Origin of the sequence: Krasilnikovia sp. MM14-A1004 (assembly GCF_047159485.1) — a bacterium.
Lineage (GTDB): Bacteria > Actinomycetota > Actinomycetes > Mycobacteriales > Micromonosporaceae > Actinoplanes.
Genome location: NZ_AP038773.1, coordinates 2067703 through 2085092 on the forward strand (window position 1 = coordinate 2067703; position 17390 = coordinate 2085092).

The window sequence follows — 17390 nt, forward strand, 5'->3', positions numbered from 1 at the left end:
AGTGGCCGGTGCCGCGTCCGATCTGAACCGGGTAAGAATCCGATCGGCGGGAGGCGCCGTGCGACCCAGGAACTGGGCGGTGCTGCCGATGGCACTCGTCCTGTTGGCCGGCTGCGGCAGTGCGACAAGCCTGCTGACGCCGACCGCGGGCGTACCCTCCACGACCCCGCCGTCCAGCGGTCCGCCGTGGACCGTGGTGGCCCAGGGCCGCCCCACGCCGGCGCCGACCCCGAGCTACCGCGCCGTGTCGCCCAGCCCCCTCGCGACCGGCTTCCTGCCGCTGCCGTCCGAGTCCCCGGTGCCCACCGTCGGCCCGACCTGCGAGCCGAGGACCTACAACTTCTCCCGCATCAACGCCCTGGACGTCACGACCGGGACCACGGACGCGGTGGCCACCTGGTACAACCTCGGCGGCTACAACCTCGTCGAGTTCCGGCTCACCGCGATCAGCCAGGACCTCGTCCTCGGCAAGCAGCACGACTACGGCTTCGTCTCGATCCAGCCCGCGGCGGCCTGCGGCAAGATGACCGGCCGCATCACCGGCCTCAAGCCGAAGACCGGGTACGTGTTCTCCCTCGACGCCGTCGTCCAGCGGCGCAGCGGCGACGGCACCCACGCGGCCACCGTCTACCGCTCACACGTCATCCGCACCAAGTAGTCGGTCGCACCACCAGGCTGCGCCAGCCCGGCAGGGCCGCCCGCCGGTCCACCCGGGCCCGCACCACCACCGGCCGGTACGGCGCGAGCGCGACCAGCAGGTCCGCCAGCTGCGCGCGGGCCAGCCGCGCGCCAGGGCAGGCGTGCGGGCCCGCACCGAAGACGAGCTGCGCCACCCGGGGCGGGGCCGGTGCCACCGGATCAGGATCGGACCGGTGTGCGTCCGCCGCATGCCGGGTGATCAGCAGCAGCCGGTCCCCGGCCTGAACCGGGCAACCACCCGGCGCCGCCCCACTCGGCCCCGGGCCCGGCCCCTGCGCTGCGCGCGTCGGCTGATCCGGTTCGTCCCCCGGCAGCCCGCCCGGCGGACCCGCCTCGCCGAACAGATCGCCCGGCCCGGCCGCGATCCGGGGCAGCAGCGGCGTGGGTGCGGTGACCCGCAGCAGCTCGTCGACCAGGGCGGGCCGGTCGGCGTAGCGCCACAGGTCCGCGTCGGCGGCCCAGGCGGCGGCGCGGGGCAGCGCCGAGACCGTGGTGTTGACGGCGGCCGCCGCCAGCATCGCCGCCAGGCCCGCTCCCGCGCCGGCCAGTCCCGGCGCCGCGCCGGTCGTCGGCTCTGCTCCACACACCGCCGGTCGGGTCGTCGGCTCTGCTCGGCACACCGCCGGTCGGGTCGTCGGCTCGTCGCCGGGTATCGCCGGGCCGGCGCCGGGGCTGGTCAGGGCGGTCAGGCGGGACGCCGCACGCTGTGCCGCGCGTGCGGCGCGGCGACGGCCGGGGCCCGGCAGGTGCGCCCGGGCCGCGCTCGCCCCGGCGGCCCGCGCGGCGTCGGCCAGTACCACCGGGTCGGCCGTGACACCCAGCAGGGCCGTGGCGGTGGCCCCGGCCAGCTCGGCGGCGACCGGTACGAGATCCACTTCGCCGCCCTCCGACAGCGGCGCCAGGCCCCGCGCCAGCACGGCGGTCCACACCGGACGCAGCTCGGCCACGCCACTGGCGCCCAGCGCGTCCGCCAGCGCCCGCCGGGCCCGCCGGTGCTCCTCGCCGTGCTGGTCGAACAGCAGCTCGCCGCCGGTCAGCCGGGCCGCCGCACCGCCCGTGGTGCCCGCCGCGGTCCGGTCCAGCGGCACCCGGGTCAGTGCGGCCAGGTACGCCGCCCGGTCGTTGACCAGCAGGGTGCCGCCGAGCCGCAGCACCGGGCGGCACCGGCCGAGTGCCAGCAGCGCGAACAGGACGGGGTGGCTGCCGAGATAGACCCGGCGGTCCCGGCGGCGGGCGTTCATCGGATGTGCACCTCGTCGGGTCGGTAGCGGCGGTCCCAGTGCCACAGCAGGGTCCGCCGTGGACCCCACGCCCGCAGCCGGCGCAGGCTCGCCTGCACCACCAGGTGCTCGGCGCGCACGATCCGGTCGGTGTGCCGCCGGGCCCGGTTGAGCAGGGTGACGTCCTCGGTGCCGTCCTGCAGGGCCTCCCGTGCAGTGCCGCCGCAGCGCAGGTACAGGTCCGCGGTGAGCGCCAGGTTGTGGCCGTGCACCAGCACGTACGGGGTGCGGAACGCCGGGTCGCGGTGGGCCCTGCGGTGACGGCCGTACAGGGCGGCGAGGCGCACCGCGGCGGGAAAGACGTACCGGTGGACCGGGCCGGGGTGCTCGTCGCGGCGCGGGACGCTGCGCCCGCATGCCAGCTCCGCGCCGCCCGCCAGCAGGGACCGGGCCGTGGCCACCCAGTCCCGCGCCGGTACGCAGTCGGCGTCGGTACGGGCCAGCCACATGGCGCCGTGCGCGATGGCGTACCGGAATCCGGTGTCGGCGGCGGTGCCCGCACCGGGCTGCGGCTCGGCGATCAGCCGGACGTCCAGCCCACTGTCGCGGGCGAACGCGTGCACCACCCCGGCCGTACCGTCGGTGCTGGCGTTGTCCACCACGACCAGTGTGAAGTCGGTGTCGGTCTGGTCGGCCAGCGCCCGCAGCGTCGCGGGAATCCACGCCTGCTCGTTGTAGGCGGGCACGATCACAGCCAGGGCCCTCACCGGTGGCCGCCGGTGAGGTGGGCCGTGGCCAGCCGCGCGGCGGCGGCCCGGTCCGGCTTGCGGGACCGGCCCGCCAGCGGGACGTCGGTGAGCAGCACGTCGTCGGGGCGGGCGGCGCCCATCCGGGTCAGCGGGTCGCGCAGCGCGGCCCGCACCGCCGCCTCGGCGACACCCGGTTCGGGCTGGACGAGCGCAACGACCCGCTCGTCGCCGTCGCCCGCCGGTACTCCCACGAGCACCGCCAGGGCGACGCCCGGCACGTGCAGGGCGGGCTCGTACAGTCCGGGGTAGATGTTCTCGGCGCCGCGCAGGATCATGTCCTTGCACCGGCCGCCCAGCACCACCCGCCGCCCGTCGAGGCGGCCGACGTCGCCGGTGCATACCCGGGTCAGCGGCGGCTCGCCCAGGTAGCGGTCGGCCGCGTTGGGGCCCGCCAGCAGCAGTTGCCCGCCGGGGTCCACGGTGGCCCGTACCCCGGGCAGCAGGTCGCCGACCAGATCGCCGGTGCCGTCGAACGCGGCCTTGTCCGCGGCCTCCACGGCGGCGGCGGGGAACACCTCGGTCAGCGCGTACACCCCCCACGCCTCGCGGGCTCCGGCGCGGCGGACCGCGGCCAGCAGGCCCGCGCTGACCGGCGCGGAGCCGCTGTACACCCGGCCGGTGAACCGGGTGCCCGCGGCCAGCGCGGCACGCAACTGCGGCGGGGTCAGGTAGGTGGCCTGCGGGCGCAGCCGGGCCGCCTGCCGGGCCAGCGTGCGGGGGCGGCGGGCGGGCAGCGCGACCGGGGCGCCCGCGGCCAGCGAGGGGACCAGGACGAAGAACGTGCCGCCCAGCACCGCCTCGCCCGGCACCGGCCGGACCAGTTCGGTCACCGCCCGCATGCCCGCGGCCAGGCCGGCCCGGGTGTGCACCACCGCGCGGGGGGAACTCGTGGTGCCCGACGTGAAGATCACCACGGCGTCGCCGTCGCCGTCGTACACCGGCGCCGGGCCGGTCGCGGGGGCCAGCGCGGGGGCGCTACCGGGCAGCCGGGGCCCGATCGTGGCGGCCGGGGCCAGCGCGGCCAGATCCGGCAGGGCCAGCTGGGCGCGCCGGGCCAGCGGCGCGGCCCACCCGGCGACCGCCTGCGCGGCCGCGTCGGCCAGCACCAGCCGGGGCGCGGCCACACCGAGGCGGGCCAGCAGCACGTCCGGGCCCGCGGTCGGGTCCAGCACGGCCACCCGCAACCCCAGCCGGTACGCGGCCAGCACCACCGCCAGGGACCGGGGCCCCGGCCGCACCGCCACGCCGACGGTGTCGCCCGGCGCGAGTCCGCGCGCGTGCAGCGCCGCCGCGTAGCCACGGGTCAGCCGGGACAGCTCGCCCCGGCGGGCCCGGACCACCGCGCGGCCGGTGTGCCCGGATGTCAGGATCGCCGGGCGCTCGTCGTCGTCGCGCAGGCTCGCCAGCAGCTCGCCGAGCATCAGCGGGGATCCTGCGTACGCGTGCCGCTGCCCCGGTCCAGATACCACTTCGCGGTGCCGACCAGCCCGTACGCGCTCAGCCGCCGGGTCGAGTTCTCCACCACCATCCGCCGGTCGTGCCGGATCGCCGCGGTGGTGCGCCGGACCCGGTTGAGGAACGTCCGGTCGGTGGGCGACGGGCGACGGGGCATCCCGCCGCACGCCTCGTACACCTCGGGGGTGATCGCCATGTTGTTGCCCGCATGCATCCGGTACGGCGCGAGGTAACCGGCGCCGCGGTGCGCGGGACGCAACCGCCCGAACGCTCCCGCGATCCCGACCAGGGCCCGGAACCCGGCCCGGCCCAGCGGCCCGTGCTCGTCGCGGCGGGCCGTGACCCGCCCGCACATCAGCCCGGCCCCGCCGGTGAGCCCGGCCCGCGCCGCGGCCAGCCAGTCCGGCCGGGGCAGGCAGTCCGCGTCGGTACGGGCCAGCAGCGTGGCGCCGTGCGCGATGGCGTGCCGGAAGCCGGTGTCCACCGCGCAGCCCACCCCCTTCTCCCGCTCCACCAGCACGTGCACCGGGAACGGGGCGCGGGCCGCGAAGCCCCGCGCGATGTCGGCGGTGCCGTCGGCCGAGCCGTTGTCGACCACCAGCAGCGTGAAGTCGGTGTCGGTCTGCGCGGCCAGCGCGTCCAGTGTCTGTGCGATCCGCCCCGCCTCGTTGTACGCGGGCACCACCACCCACATGCTCATGCTGTGCCCGCCTTCGGCATGTCCTCGCGGCCCTCGCTCCGCTCGGTGCACTCGGTCATGCCCGACACCTCCCACACCATCGTCATGAGGCTGACCCCGCCGCCCAGGCCGACGAACAGCACCCGGTCGCCGGGCCGCAGCTGCGGCCGGACGCGGGCGAGCTGGACGCCGAGCGTGGCGCTGGCCAGGTTGCCCAGGTCGGGAACGGTGACCACGAGCTTGTCCTCGGGCACCCCCGCCACCTCCACGAACCGGCGCAGGTACGGCAACGTCACCTGGTGCACCAGTACGGCCGCGTAGTCGTCCCAGCCCAGCCCCGTGCGGTGCGCGACGCGTTCCAGCAGGCCGAGCCCGATCTTCTCGAACACCCCGCGCAGTTTGTGCCCGTCGCCGGTGAAGTAGGTGTGCTCGTCGCCGCGCGGATGCCGCGACCCGCCGCCGAAGATGCCGCCGACGTCCCAGTGCCGGGAGTGGGTCTCGGCGTCCACGTCGAGGATCCCGCCCGTGGCGACCGGCTCCACCAGCACGGCCGCCCCGGCGTCGCCGAACGTGAACCCGGCCAGCGCGGTGCGGGCCTGCGCCAGGTCGGCCAGCCGGGGGCGCATCGCCCGGGTCGGTGTCTCCCCGGTGACCACGAGCGCCCGCCGGGCCCGTCCGGCCAGGATCATCGAACGGGCCAGGTCGATGCCGTTGAGGAAGCTGTTGCAGGCGTTGGTGACGTCCAGGGCGTGCGCCCGGCCGCCGAGCGCGGACTGCACGACGTGGGCGGTGGCGGGCTCCACCATGTCGCGGGTCGCCGACGCGTACAGCAGCAGGTCGATGTCGAGGGCGTCCAGGTCGGCGTCGGCCAGCACCTGCCGGGCGGCGGCGGTCGCCAGGTCCGAGGCGTACTCGTCGGCGCGGGCGACCCGGCGCCGGTCGATGCCGGTGGCCTGCGCGAACATCCCGGCGGGCAGCGGCAGGCCGCTGGCCGCCGCGACCCGCTGCTGCAGGTCGGCGGTGCTCACCTCCCCGGCCGGCAGGTACGCGGCCGCCGCGGTGATCCCCACCCGGGGCACGGTCGATGTCATGCGGGCCAGCCTCCCCGGAACCGGTGTCGCGCAGGTGAGTACGGCGACTCATTCTCGTTGCGTACCCGTACCCGGCGCAGCCCCGCGTCCCGGCCGCGGGGAGGTCTCTAAGCTTCCCGGCATGGAGGCCATCGTCGACACGGTCGCGCTCGTGACGATCAGCGTCCTCGGCGCGGCGCTGGCCCGGCGGTTCGGGATGATCGCGCCGCTGGTGCTGCTCGTGGCCGGGCTGGGTCTGTCCTTCGTGCCGGGCGTCCCCGAGGTGCACCTGGAGCCGGAGCTGGTGCTGCTCGGCATCCTGCCGCCCCTGCTGTACGTGGCGGCGCTGCGCACCTCGGTGCCCGCGTTCAAGGACGCCCTGCGCCCGATCCTGCTGCTGGCCGTGGGCCTCGTGGTGGTGAGCGCGTTCGCGGTCGGCGCCGTGGTGCATCTGCTGCTGCCCGAGGTGCCGTTCGCGGCGTGCCTGGCGCTGGGGGCGGTGGTCGCCCCGCCGGACGCGGTCTCGGCGACCGCGGTCGCCCGCCGGGTCGGACTGCCCCGCCGGGTGGTCACCATCCTGGACGGCGAGAGCCTGCTCAATGACGCCAGCGCCCTGGTGCTGCTGCGGATCTCGGTGGGTGCGCTGCTCGGCACGGCGGCCGGTGTCTGGGAGATCGCCGGGCAGGTCGTGCTGAAGGGGGGCGGCGGGCTGCTGATCGGCCTGGTGGCCGCGTTCTGTGCGGCCTGGCTGCACCGCCGCATCGAGGACCCGCTGCTCGACGACGCGCTGTCGGTGCTGACCCCGTTCGTCGTGGTGATCGTGGCCGAGCAGTTGCACACCTCCAGCGTGGTCGCGGTCGTGGTGGCCGGGCTGTACCTGGGCCACCGGATCCCGTACCTGCTGTCGGCCACCTCCCGGCTGCAGATGGAGGCGGTGTGGCGGCTGCTGACGTTCCTGCTCGAAGGGGTCGTGTTCCTGCTGGTGGGGCTGCAACTGCGGGAGCTGGTGGCGGGACTGGAGACCTCCCCGGCCACCACGGCCGCGGTCACCGGCGCCGTGTTCGCCACGGTGGTGGTGGTCCGATTCGCCTGGATGTACCCGGCGACGTACCTGGCCCGGCTGGTCCCGCGGGTACGGGCGCGGGAGCAGCGTCCCCCGGCCGCGGTGCCCGCGGTGGTGGCGTGGGCCGGGATGCGCGGCGTGGTGACGCTGGCCGCGGCGCTGACCCTGACCGCGTACCCGAGCCTGCCGGGGGAGCTGTTCGTCTTCGTCGCGTTCGCGGTCATCGTGCTGACCCTGCTCGTGCACGGGACCACGCTGCCGTGGCTGTCCCGGCGTCTCGGGGTGGTGGAGGACACCAGCGCGCAGGACGCCCTGGCCGAGGCCGGGGTGCAGCACGCGGCCAGCCGGGCGGCGCTGGCGGCGCTGGAGGACAAGGCGGACGGTGCGCCGCCCGCCGTGGTGGAACGCTTGCGGGCGCTCACCGACAGCCGGGCCAACGTGGCCTGGGAACGGCTCGGCAACCAGGCACAGGAGACACCGTCGGCGGCGTACGGTCGGTTGCGGCGCGAGATGATCGCGGCGGAACGGCACGTCTTCAAGGTGGCCCGCAACGAGGGCCGCATCCCCGAGGAGGTGCTGACCCGCGCCCAGCGCGAGCTCGACCTGGAAGAGTCCCAGTTGACCCGGAGTGATGAGTGACCTGTCAGCATCTGAAGGACGCCGGGGAGCCCGCCCCCCGGACGCAGTACGAGGACGGCTGCCCCGAGTGCGTCGCGGGCGGCTTCCACGACTGGGTGCATCTGCGGGAGTGCCTGAGCTGCGGCGTGGTGGCCTGCTGCGACTCCTCGCCCCGGCGGCACATGTCCGCCCACCACGCCGAGTCCGGTCATCCGGTGATGCGCTCGTACGAGCCGGGGGAGACCTGGCGGTGGTGCTTCGAGGACGAGCTGCTCGGCTGACCTACGCCGTCGGCCGCGCCGAACGGGCCTGCCGGGCGGGCGGGATGACGACGCCCGCGGCCAGCACGTTCTCGGCCTCCCGGACGACCCGGCGCGCATCGCCCACCTGATCGAGCGCCGCCGCGTACACCTCGGCGGTGCGGGCGGCGATCCGCGGCCAGGCGAAGTCCTCGCGGGCCTGGCGGCGGGCGTGCCGGGCCAGCGACCGTGCGTACTCGCGGTCGGCCAGCACGGCGTCCACCGCCGCGGCCAGCGCTTCCGGGTCGCCCGGCGGGAACGTCACCCCTGTCGCGCCCGGCTCGACGATCTCGGTGAGGCCGCCCGTGTCGGCCACCGCGACCGGGGTGCCCGCCGCGGCGGCCTCCAGCGCCACCATGCCGAACGGCTCGTACAGGCTGGGCACCACGTAGCAGTCGGACGCGCCCATCAGGGCGGCCAGCTCGTGACCGCCGAGGAACCCGGTGAAGGTGACCTCCGGCAGCCCGGCCGCCTGCCCCTGCAGGTCATCGCGGTACGGGCCGTCGCCCGCCACCACCACCCGCAGCCCGGGGTGCCTGTCGCGCAGCCGCGGCACCGCTGCCAGCAGGAACTGCACCCCCTTCTCGTAGACCAGCCGGCCCGCGTAGCTGATCAGCGGGGCGTCGCCGTCGGCGTACCGGCGGCGGGCCGCCGCGACCGCGCGGGGGCGGGCGTGCCAGCGCAGCGCGTCGACCCCGTTGGGCACCACGACCGTGCGCTCCGGCGCCGCGGCGAACAGCCGTCCCACCTCCCGGCGCATGTACTCCGAGCAGACGACGACCCGGACCGCCTCGTGGGTCAGCCAGCGTTCCAGGTCGTCGATGGTGCGGTTGTGCGCGGCGGGCAGCCAGCCCTGGTGCCGCCCCGACTCGGTGGCGTGGATCGTCGCGACCAGCGGCGCGTCGAGGTGCTCGCGCAGGGTCACGCCGGGGTGCGCGGCCAGCCAGTCGTGGGCATGCACCACGTCGTAGCCGCCGGTGCGGGCGGCGCGCAGGGCGGCGCGGGTCAGGGCGTGGCCGAACCCGAGCGCCCAGGCGAGCGGGTCCCCGGAATCCGCCACGGCCGGCGGCGCGTCGGTCGCCCGCACGACGCGTACGCCTTCTGTGTACTCCTCGCGCAGCGCGCCGGGCGTGTGCCGGGTGACCACCGTGACGTCGTGTCCGATGGCGGCCAGCGTGGTGGCCAGGGCGTGCACGTGCCGCCCGAGGCCGCCCACGAGCAGCGGCGGGTACTCCCAGCTGAGCATCAGGACGCGGGTCACCGGCAGCGCTCCCGGACCCGCAGCGCCTCGGCCACCGCGCGGGCCGAGAACGGGGAGCCGGTGGCCCGGTGCGGCGCGTCGCCGTCGGCGCTCTCGCTCACCGAACCGATGCCGTGCTCGTGCATGTGCGCCTCCAGTCCGCTCAGCAGACCCTCGGTCGGGCGGCCGGTCGCGGCGCAGGCGTCCGCGTACGGGCCGATCAGCCACGGCCGGACCGTGCCGGCGGTGCCGTCGCTGCCCTGGTAGCCGTACTCGCTGGGGGCCAGCGTGCGCAGGCCGAGCGGGGTCAGCAGGGCGGCGCCGACCGCCCGTACGGCCGCCGCGCCCGGACCGCCCGCGCGGGCCAGCGGGGCGTACGGCAGGGACCAGGCCAGCAGCTGGTGCGGGCGCAGCGTCGGGTCGTCGTTGCGGGCGCCACCACCGAGCGGGTACGCGGTGGCGGGGCCGTCGACCACGTCGTACAGCCAGCCCTCGGGGGCCGGGAACCGGGCGGCGAACGACGCGTGGGCGCGGGCGTGCCGGGCGCGCAACTCGGTGGCGTCGCGCCCGGCCAGGTCGTAGAGGACGGCGAGGGCGGCCAGCGCGTTGACCCACAACGCGTTGATGTCGACCGTCTTGCCGGTGCGGGGGCCGGGGGCGTCAGGGGTGGCCGGATGCGCCGGTGCGGTGTTCCCGGCGACGCGCAGCAGCTGGTCGTCCGGGTCGAGGTGCAGCGGGCCGCGGCCGTCGAGGTGGGCGCGGAGCAGCCTGCCCAGCGGTGCGGCCAGCTCCGCGGCGAGGTCGGTGTCGGCGGTCCGGCTGACGTGCCGGTCGACCGCATGCATCAGCCACAGTGGCGCATCGGCGCCCGCGTGCGGGGCCCAGCGCCGGGCGCCGGGGTCCGCAGCGGCGGTGTGCGGCGGGGCGGTGGGCTGGCCCGGCTGCGTGCCGCGGGCCGTCCGTACCGCGGCGCGGGTGCGGACCGTGAGCAGCTCGCGGCCCTCGTCGGCGCGGCCGCCGGTGAGGAACAGCCCCTCGTACGCGGCCATCGTGTCGCCCGGGTGGCCGAGCGCCGACGGGTATCCGGCGACCACGTCGGGGCCGTCGGGCCGGTGGATCACGAACGCGTCGGCGGCCAGCGCCAGCGCGCCCGCGTACTCGTCGGTGGTGTATGCGGCCAGCCGCCGGGCCCGCTCGCGGGCGGCCGCGACCACGGCGGAGGCCGGTGGCGGCCGCCGGGTGAGCTCACCCGCCCACGCGGAGATCTCCATGACCCCGCCGGGGGTCACCCGTTCGAGGAAGGTGCCCGCGAACCACAGGTCCTCGACCGCGCCGTCGGCGCGGGTGCGGGCGCCCACGTGCCAGGCGCCGCCGGGCTGCCAGCCGGGACCGGCGAGCCGGTAGGCGTCACCCACGACGGCGCCGTCGGCCACGTGCTCGACACCGTCGTGCCCCGCGCACATCGCGGCGACCGCCAGGCTGACCGGCTCCGGCGCGGCCACCACCCGGTGCACGACCGCCAGGGCGGCCCGCCCGCGGGCCATCGCGAGTTCGCGTTCGACGACCACCTCACCGACCCGCCACCGCCACCGCGGCAGCCCGTCGGCCAGCGTGAACGTCTCCAGGTGGCGGTGCCCGGCGGGGGAGAGCGCGCCGGAGGCCCACTCGTGGGTGAACAACGGCACCGGCGTACCCGAGGGCAGGGTGACCGTGAGATCCAGCGCCGCGAGGCCCACCCGGTCCGCGACCGTCAGCAGCGCGTGCTCGCGGCGGGTTCGCAGCCCCGCGACCGTGCCCGTGGCGAAGCCGCCCAGCCCGTCGGCCACCAGCCATTCACGTCCGGCACCCGCGGTGTCCGACGGCGAGCCGCACACCTGGGGTCCGAAGCGAATGGGCCGGGTCATCGCCGGGCGCGCCCGGCGCCGCGCGGGCGCGGTGGTGGTAGCTCGGTCAGCGGCACGGTCACCCTTATGCTCGAAAGTGGATCCCGCAGGCGTTAGTGCGGGTAACCGGACAGTCGCGCAGACGTTATCAGGCGAATCGGTCAGAATGGCTGCTGACGCGGCCGCAGGCCTGACGGTCGAGGGTGGGAGACGACATGCAGGTGTGGCCGGGACACCGGTATCCACTGGGCGCGACGTACGACGGGACGGGCACCAATTTCGCGATCTTCTCCGAGGTCGCGGAGGCCGTCGAGCTGTGCCTGTTCGACCCGTCGGGCAACGAGCGCAAGGTCCAGTTGCACGAGCAGGACGCGTTCGTCTGGCACGCCTACCTGCCCGGCATCGAGCCGGGCCAGCGCTACGGCTACCGGGTGTACGGCCCGTACGACCCGGCGCGGGGCCTGCGGTGCAACCCGCACAAGCTGCTGCTGGACCCGTACGCGCGGGCGATCGACTCGGACATCGACTGGCACCCGTCGCTGTACGCGTACGACTTCGACAGCCCGGACCAGATGTCGGATCTGGACTCGGCGCCGCACATGGCCAAGGGCGTGGTGGTCAACCCGTACTTCGACTGGGGCAACGACCGGCGCCCGGACATCCCGTACCACCACTCGGTGATCTACGAGACCCACGTCAAGGGGCTGACCCAGCGGCATCCGGAGGTGCCGCGGGAGCTGCGCGGCACGTATGCCGCGCTGGGACACCCGGCGATCATCGAGCATCTCAAGGGCCTCGGGGTCACCGCGGTGGAGCTGATGCCGGTGCACCAGTTCGTGCACGACAACCGGCTGGTCGACCTGGGTCTGCGCAACTACTGGGGTTACAACACGCTCGGCTTCTTCGCGCCGTACCACGGGTACTCGGCGATGGGGGCGCTGGGCCAGCAGACCCAGGAGTTCCGGGGCATGGTCAAGGCCCTGCACGCCGCGGGGATGGAGGTGATCCTCGACGTCGTGTACAACCACACCGCCGAGGGCAATCACCTCGGGCCGACGATGAGCCTCAAGGGCATCGACAATCGCACCTACTACCGGCTGGTCGACGACCAGCCGGTTTTCTACATGGACTACACGGGTACGGGTAACAGCCTCAACGTACGCAGCCCGCAGAGCCTGCAACTGATCATGGACTCGTTGCGGTACTGGGTGACCGAGATGCACGTCGACGGCTTCCGTTTCGACCTCGCGTCCACCCTGGCCCGCGAGTTCTACGACGTCGACCGGCTCTCGACGTTCTTCGAGGTGGTGCAGCAGGATCCCGTGGTCGGACAGGTGAAGCTCATCGCCGAGCCGTGGGACGTGGGCCCCGGCGGCTACCAGGTGGGCAACTTCCCGCCCAACTGGACCGAGTGGAACGGCAAGTACCGCGACACCGTGCGCGACTTCTGGCGCGGCGAGCCGGCCACCCTGGCCGAGTTCGCCAGCCGGATCACCGGCTCGGCCGACCTGTACCAGGACGACGGGCGCAAACCCTTCCACTCGATCAACTTCGTCACCGCCCACGACGGCTTCACGCTGACCGACCTGGTGTCGTACAACGACAAGCACAACGAGGCCAACGGCGAGGAGAACCGCGACGGGGAGAGCCACAACCGGTCCTGGAACTGCGGGGTGGAGGGCCCCACCGACGACCGGGCCGTGCTGGCGCTGCGCGCCCGGCAGCGGCGCAACTTCCTGGCCACGCTGATGCTCAGCCAGGGCGTGCCGATGATCTCGCACGGTGACGAGATGGGCCGCACCCAGCAGGGCAACAACAACGCGTACTGCCAGGACGACGAGCTGGCCTGGGTCGACTGGGAGAACGCCGACGAGCAGCTGCTGGAGTTCACCCGCAAGCTGACCGCGTTCCGCCACCGGCACCAGGTGTTCCGCCGCCGCCGGTTCTTCACCGGCCTGCCGGTGACCGCGCGGGGCGGCGGCGACCCGCTGCAGGATCTCGCCTGGTTCACCCCGGACGGCCGGGAGATGACCGGCGACGACTGGGGCAACGACTTCGGCCGGGCCGTGGCGCTGTTCGTCAACGGCGAGGGCATCCGCGAACGCGGCCAGTACGGCCAGCGCCACGTCGACTCGTCGTTCCTGCTGTTCTTCAACGCGCACGACGCGCCGATCGAGTTCTCCACCCCGCCCATCGACTACGGCGAGAAGTGGGAGGTCGTCATCGACACCGCCGAACCGTCCCCGCACCGGCACCCGATCGTGGAGGCCGGCTCCACCATCGAGGTCCCGGACCGTTCCCTGATGGTGCTCGACCGGACGGTGTGAGATGCCGCCGACGGGCACGTACCGGGTCCAGGTCCGCCCCGACTTCGACCTGAAGGCCACCGCCGAACTGGCCGACTACCTCGCCGAGCTGGGGGTCAGCCACCTCTACACCGCCCCCCTGCTCACCGCCGCCCCCGGCTCCGAGCACGGGTACGACGTCGTCGACCACCGCCAGGTGAACCCGCAGATCGGCGGTGAACAGGGCCGGCTCGGCCTGGTCGCCGCGCTGCGCGCCGCCGGGCTGGGCCTGGTCGTCGACATCGTGCCCAACCACGCCGGCGTCGCCGTCGCCGCGGCCAACCCGACCTGGTGGGACGTGCTCAAGGACGGCCCGGACTCCCGGTACGCCCACTGGTACGACATCGACTGGTCCCGCGGGCGGCTGCTGCTGCCGGTCCTGGCCGACGAGCCGGACCCACTGGACCGGCTCACCGTCTCCGGCGACGAGCTGCACTACTACGACCACCGGTTCCCGATCGCCGACGGCACCGGCGACGGTTCCGCCCGCGAGATCCACGACCGGCAGCACTACGAGCTGGTGGTCTGGACCCGCGGCGACGCCGAGCTGAACTACCGGCGGTTCTTCGCGATCGCCGGGCTGGCCGGGCTGCGGGTCGAGGACCCCGACGTCTTCGCCGCCACCCACGCCGAGCTGCTGCGCTGGTACGCCGAGGGCGCCGTGCAGGGCATCCGGGTGGATCACCCCGACGGCCTGCGCGACCCGGGCGAGTACCTGCAACGGCTGCACGACGCCGCCCCGGACGCCTGGATCGTGGTGGAGAAGATCCTGGCGCCGGGCGAACCGCTGCCGCCGTGGCCCATCGCGGGCACCACCGGTTACGACGCCCTCGCGGAGGTCAACGGCGTCTTCGTGGACACCACCACGGAGGCGTTCTTCGACACCCTCGACCACCACCTCACCGGCCGCGAGACGTCCTGGCACAACCTCGTACACGACACCCGTCACCACGTCGCCACGACGCTGCTGGCCGCCGAGCTGGCCCGGCTGAGCCGGTTGGCGCCCGAGGTGGACGCCGCGCCCGGCCTGGCCGAGCTGGCCGCCTGCTTCCCGATCTACCGCACCTACCTGCCGTTCGGCTCGCGGCACCTGGCCCGGGCCCGCGCCGAGGCGGGGCGGCGCCGCCCCCAGCTCATCTCCACCCTCGACCAGCTCACCAACCGGCTGCGCAACCCCGCCGACGAGATGGCGCAGCGGTTCCAGCAGTTCACCGGCGCGGTGACCGCCAAGGGGGTGGAGGACACCGCGTTCTACCGGTGGACCCGGTTCACCGCCCGCAACGAGGTCGGTGGCGACCCGACGAAGTTCGGGCTCACGGTCGACGAGTTCCACGACGCCGCGCAGGAACGCCAGCAGACCTGGCCGACCGGCATGACCACGCTGTCCACCCACGACACCAAGCGCGGCGAGGACGTCCGGGCGCGCCTGGCCGTCCTGGCCGAGCTGCCGGGGGACTGGACCGAGGTGATCCGCCGCTGGGTGCGGATCGCCCCGCTGCCGGATCCGTCACTGGCCCACCTGATCTGGCAGGCCGCGGTCGGTGCGTGGCCGATCGAGCGGGAGCGACTGCATGCGTACGCGCTCAAAGCCGCCCGGGAGGCCGGGAGCGTGACCTCCTGGCAGCGGCCCGACGAGCGGTTCGAGGCCGCCCTGCGCGCGATGGTCGACACCGTCTACGACGACCCGGCGCTGCATCGCGAGGTGGCCGACTTCGCGGCCGCGATCACGCCGCCCGGCTGGTCGAACTCGCTGGGCCAGAAACTCGTCCAGCTCACCATGCCGGGCGTGCCGGACACCTACCAGGGCGCGGAGCTGTGGGACTACTCCCTGGTCGACCCGGACAACCGGCGGCCCGTCGACTTCGGCGAGCGGCGCGCGCTGCTGGCCCGCCTCGACGAGGGCTGGCAGCCGCCGGTCGACGCGACCGGCGCCGCGAAGCTGCTGGTGACCAGCCGGGCCCTGCGGCTGCGCCGACGGCACCCCGAACTGTTCGGCTCCTACCGGCCGGTGTTCGCGCAGGGGCGGGTCGGCGAGCACGCGCTGGTGTTCGACCGGGGCGGGGTCGTCGTGGTCGCGACACGGCTGCCGGTCGGCCTGGCCCGCCACGGCGGCTGGCACGACACCGCGCTGAGCCTGGACGGCGACCGCTTCACCGACGTCCTCACGGACACCGAGGTCGGCGGCCGTCACGTTCCGGTGGCCGACCTGCTGGCCACGTATCCCGTCGCATTGCTGGTGAAGCAGTGAGGTTCGAGGTGTGGGCGCCGGAGCAGACGGTCCGGCTGCGGATCGGTGGCACGGACCGGGACATGACCCGCGGCGACGACGGCTGGTGGCGGCTGGACGTGCCGGGGGCCGGGCCGGGCACCGACTACGCGTACGTGCTGGACGGGAACGACGCCGCGCTGCCGGACCCGCGCTCGCGGTGGCAGCCCGCCGGGGTGCACGGCCCCAGCCGGGTGTACGACCACGCCGCCTTCGTGTGGACCGACGGCGGCTGGACCGGCCGCCAGCTGCCCGGCAGCGTCCTGTACGAGCTGCACGTCGGCACGTTCACGCCGCAGGGCACGTTCGACGCCGCGATCGACCGCCTGGACCACCTCGTGGATCTGGGCGTCGACCTGGTGCAGTTGCTGCCGGTCAACGCGTTCAACGGCGACCGCAACTGGGGCTACGACGGCGCCTGCTGGTACGCCCCCCACGAGGGGTACGGCGGCCCCGACGGCCTCAAACGCTTCGTCGACGCCTGCCACGGCCGCGGCCTGGGCGTGGTGCTGGACGTGGTGTACAACCACTTCGGCCCCAGCGGGGCGTACGCGCCCGCGTTCGCGCCGTACCTGGCCGCCTCCGGCAGCAACCCGTGGGGTGCCGCGGTGAACCTCGACGGGCCCCGCGCGGACGGGGTCCGCCGGTACATCCTCGACAGCGCGCTGGCCTGGCTGCGCGACTACCACGTCGACGGGCTGCGCCTCGACGCCGTGCACGCCCTGGTCGACCACACCGCGACGCACCTGCTGGAGGAGCTGGCGACAGAGGTGGCGGCCCTGTCGGCGCACCTGCGCCGCCCGCTGACCCTGATCGCCGAGTCGGACCTCAACGACCCGCGCCTGATCACGCCCCGCGAGGCGGGCGGGTACGGCCTGCAGGCGCAGTGGGACGACGACGTGCACCACGCGCTGCACGCCCTGCTCACCGGCGAGCGGCAGGGCTACTACGCGGACTTCGGGTCGCTGGACTGCCTGCGTACCGTCCTGGAAGGGGCGTTCTTCCACGCCGGGACGTGGTCGAGCTTCCGCGGGCGGCGGCACGGCCGGCCGGTCGACCGGCGCACCATGCCGGGGCACCGGTTCGTCGCGTACCTGCAGAACCACGACCAGATCGGCAACCGGGCCGTCGGCGACCGGCTGTCCGCCGTCCTGTCGCCCGGACTGCTCAAGGTGGGCGCGACGCTGCTGCTGACCGGCCCGTTCACCCCGATGCTGTTCATGGGGGAGGAGTGGGCCGCGGACACCCCGTGGCAGTTCTTCACCGGACACCCCGAGGCCGACCTGGCCGAGGCGGTACGGCGGGGGCGGCGGCGGGAGTTCGCCGCGCACGGCTGGGCCGAGGGCGACGTGCCGGACCCGCAGGACCCGGCCACGTTCGCGCGTTCCACCCTGGACTGGTCGGAGCTGGACAAACCAGGTCATGCCGAGCTGCTGGACCTGCACCGGCGGCTGATCGCGCTGCGCCGCGAGCGCGCCGAACTCACCGACCCGGACCTGAGCCGGGTGCAGGTGTGGCACGGCGAGGACGTGCTGGTGGTCCGCCGGGGGCGGTGCGCGGTCGCCGCGAACCTGTCCGCAGAGTCGCGGACGGTCGGTCTGCGGGCTCCCGTGGGTGCGGTGCTCCTGGCCACCGAGCCGGGCGTGCTCGCCGGAGACGACTCCGTCGCGCTGCCGCCCGAGTCGGCGGTGGTGGTCGAGTACCGCTGAACCGCCGCACACCCTGCCGCAGGGTGCTCGCACCG

The 17390-nt window shown here is 74.8% G+C and carries 13 protein-coding genes; 6 read left to right on the plus strand and 7 right to left on the minus strand.

Going from position 1 to position 17390, the window contains the following annotated elements:
- Window positions 1–58 precede the first annotated feature (58 nt).
- Complete coding sequence (locus tag ACMCNN_RS09425; RefSeq protein ID WP_412745804.1) at window positions 59–658, plus strand: hypothetical protein; 600 nt, start codon at window positions 59–61, stop codon at window positions 656–658.
- Here ACMCNN_RS09425 and ACMCNN_RS09430 read toward each other — a convergent pair.
- The 5 genes from ACMCNN_RS09430 to ACMCNN_RS09450 are packed head-to-tail and all read right to left on the minus strand — an operon-like array spanning window position 642 to window position 5953.
- On the minus strand, window positions 642–1940 hold the full coding sequence (locus ACMCNN_RS09430; RefSeq protein ID WP_412745805.1) for a cytochrome P450: 1299 nt from the start codon (window positions 1938–1940) through the stop codon (window positions 642–644). The genes ACMCNN_RS09425 and ACMCNN_RS09430 overlap by 17 nt on opposite strands.
- Window positions 1937–2686: a glycosyltransferase gene (locus tag ACMCNN_RS09435; protein ID WP_412745806.1), complete on the minus strand. Its 750-nt coding sequence runs from the start codon at window positions 2684–2686 to the stop codon at window positions 1937–1939. The genes ACMCNN_RS09430 and ACMCNN_RS09435 overlap by 4 nt, the downstream gene beginning before the upstream one ends.
- Window positions 2683–4149 carry a class I adenylate-forming enzyme family protein gene (locus ACMCNN_RS09440; protein WP_412745807.1) on the minus strand — a complete coding sequence of 489 codons (1467 nt, stop codon included), beginning with the start codon at window positions 4147–4149 and terminating at the stop codon, window positions 2683–2685. The genes ACMCNN_RS09435 and ACMCNN_RS09440 overlap by 4 nt, the downstream gene beginning before the upstream one ends.
- Window positions 4149–4883, minus strand: coding sequence for a glycosyltransferase family A protein (locus ACMCNN_RS09445; protein ID WP_412745808.1), 735 nt, complete (start codon window positions 4881–4883; stop codon window positions 4149–4151). Before ACMCNN_RS09445 ends, ACMCNN_RS09440 begins: the two co-directional genes overlap by 1 nt.
- Complete coding sequence (locus tag ACMCNN_RS09450; RefSeq protein ID WP_412745809.1) at window positions 4880–5953, minus strand: 3-oxoacyl-ACP synthase III family protein; 1074 nt, start codon at window positions 5951–5953, stop codon at window positions 4880–4882. Before ACMCNN_RS09450 ends, ACMCNN_RS09445 begins: the two co-directional genes overlap by 4 nt.
- A gap of 121 nt (window positions 5954–6074) precedes the next feature.
- On the opposite strand from ACMCNN_RS09450, the gene ACMCNN_RS09455 reads away from it, so the two are divergent.
- Window positions 6075–7634: a Na+/H+ antiporter gene (locus ACMCNN_RS09455; RefSeq protein WP_412745810.1), complete on the plus strand. Its 1560-nt coding sequence runs from the start codon at window positions 6075–6077 to the stop codon at window positions 7632–7634.
- The gene (locus tag ACMCNN_RS09460; RefSeq protein WP_412745811.1) at window positions 7631–7894 is read left to right on the plus strand and encodes a UBP-type zinc finger domain-containing protein; all 264 of its coding nucleotides are present in this window, start codon (window positions 7631–7633) and stop codon (window positions 7892–7894) included. Before ACMCNN_RS09455 ends, ACMCNN_RS09460 begins: the two co-directional genes overlap by 4 nt.
- A gap of 1 nt (window position 7895) precedes the next feature.
- Here the strand turns inward: ACMCNN_RS09460 and ACMCNN_RS09465 are convergent, their stop codons facing one another.
- Both ACMCNN_RS09465 and ACMCNN_RS09470 read right to left on the minus strand, forming a co-directional pair.
- Entirely contained in the window at window positions 7896–9173 is a 1278-nt protein-coding gene (locus ACMCNN_RS09465) for a glycosyltransferase family 4 protein (RefSeq protein ID WP_412745812.1), read from the minus strand.
- Window positions 9170–11056: a glycogen debranching enzyme N-terminal domain-containing protein gene (locus ACMCNN_RS09470; RefSeq protein ID WP_412745813.1), complete on the minus strand. Its 1887-nt coding sequence runs from the start codon at window positions 11054–11056 to the stop codon at window positions 9170–9172. The genes ACMCNN_RS09465 and ACMCNN_RS09470 overlap by 4 nt, the downstream gene beginning before the upstream one ends.
- A 194-nt stretch (window positions 11057–11250) precedes the next feature.
- Here ACMCNN_RS09470 and glgX point away from each other — a divergent pair, with 194 nt between their 5' ends.
- From glgX to treZ, 3 genes are read left to right on the plus strand one after another with little or no spacing between them, the layout of a single operon-like run.
- Window positions 11251–13362 (plus strand): glycogen debranching protein GlgX, encoded by a 2112-nt coding sequence (glgX, locus tag ACMCNN_RS09475; RefSeq protein WP_412745814.1) that lies wholly within the window; start codon window positions 11251–11253, stop codon window positions 13360–13362.
- A gap of 1 nt (window position 13363) precedes the next feature.
- Window positions 13364–15628, plus strand: a complete 2265-nt coding sequence (gene treY / locus ACMCNN_RS09480; RefSeq protein ID WP_412745815.1) for a malto-oligosyltrehalose synthase — start codon at window positions 13364–13366, stop codon at window positions 15626–15628.
- Window positions 15625–17355: a malto-oligosyltrehalose trehalohydrolase gene (gene treZ, locus ACMCNN_RS09485; RefSeq protein WP_412745816.1), complete on the plus strand. Its 1731-nt coding sequence runs from the start codon at window positions 15625–15627 to the stop codon at window positions 17353–17355. The genes treY and treZ overlap by 4 nt, the downstream gene beginning before the upstream one ends.
- Window positions 17356–17390 lie beyond the last annotated feature (35 nt).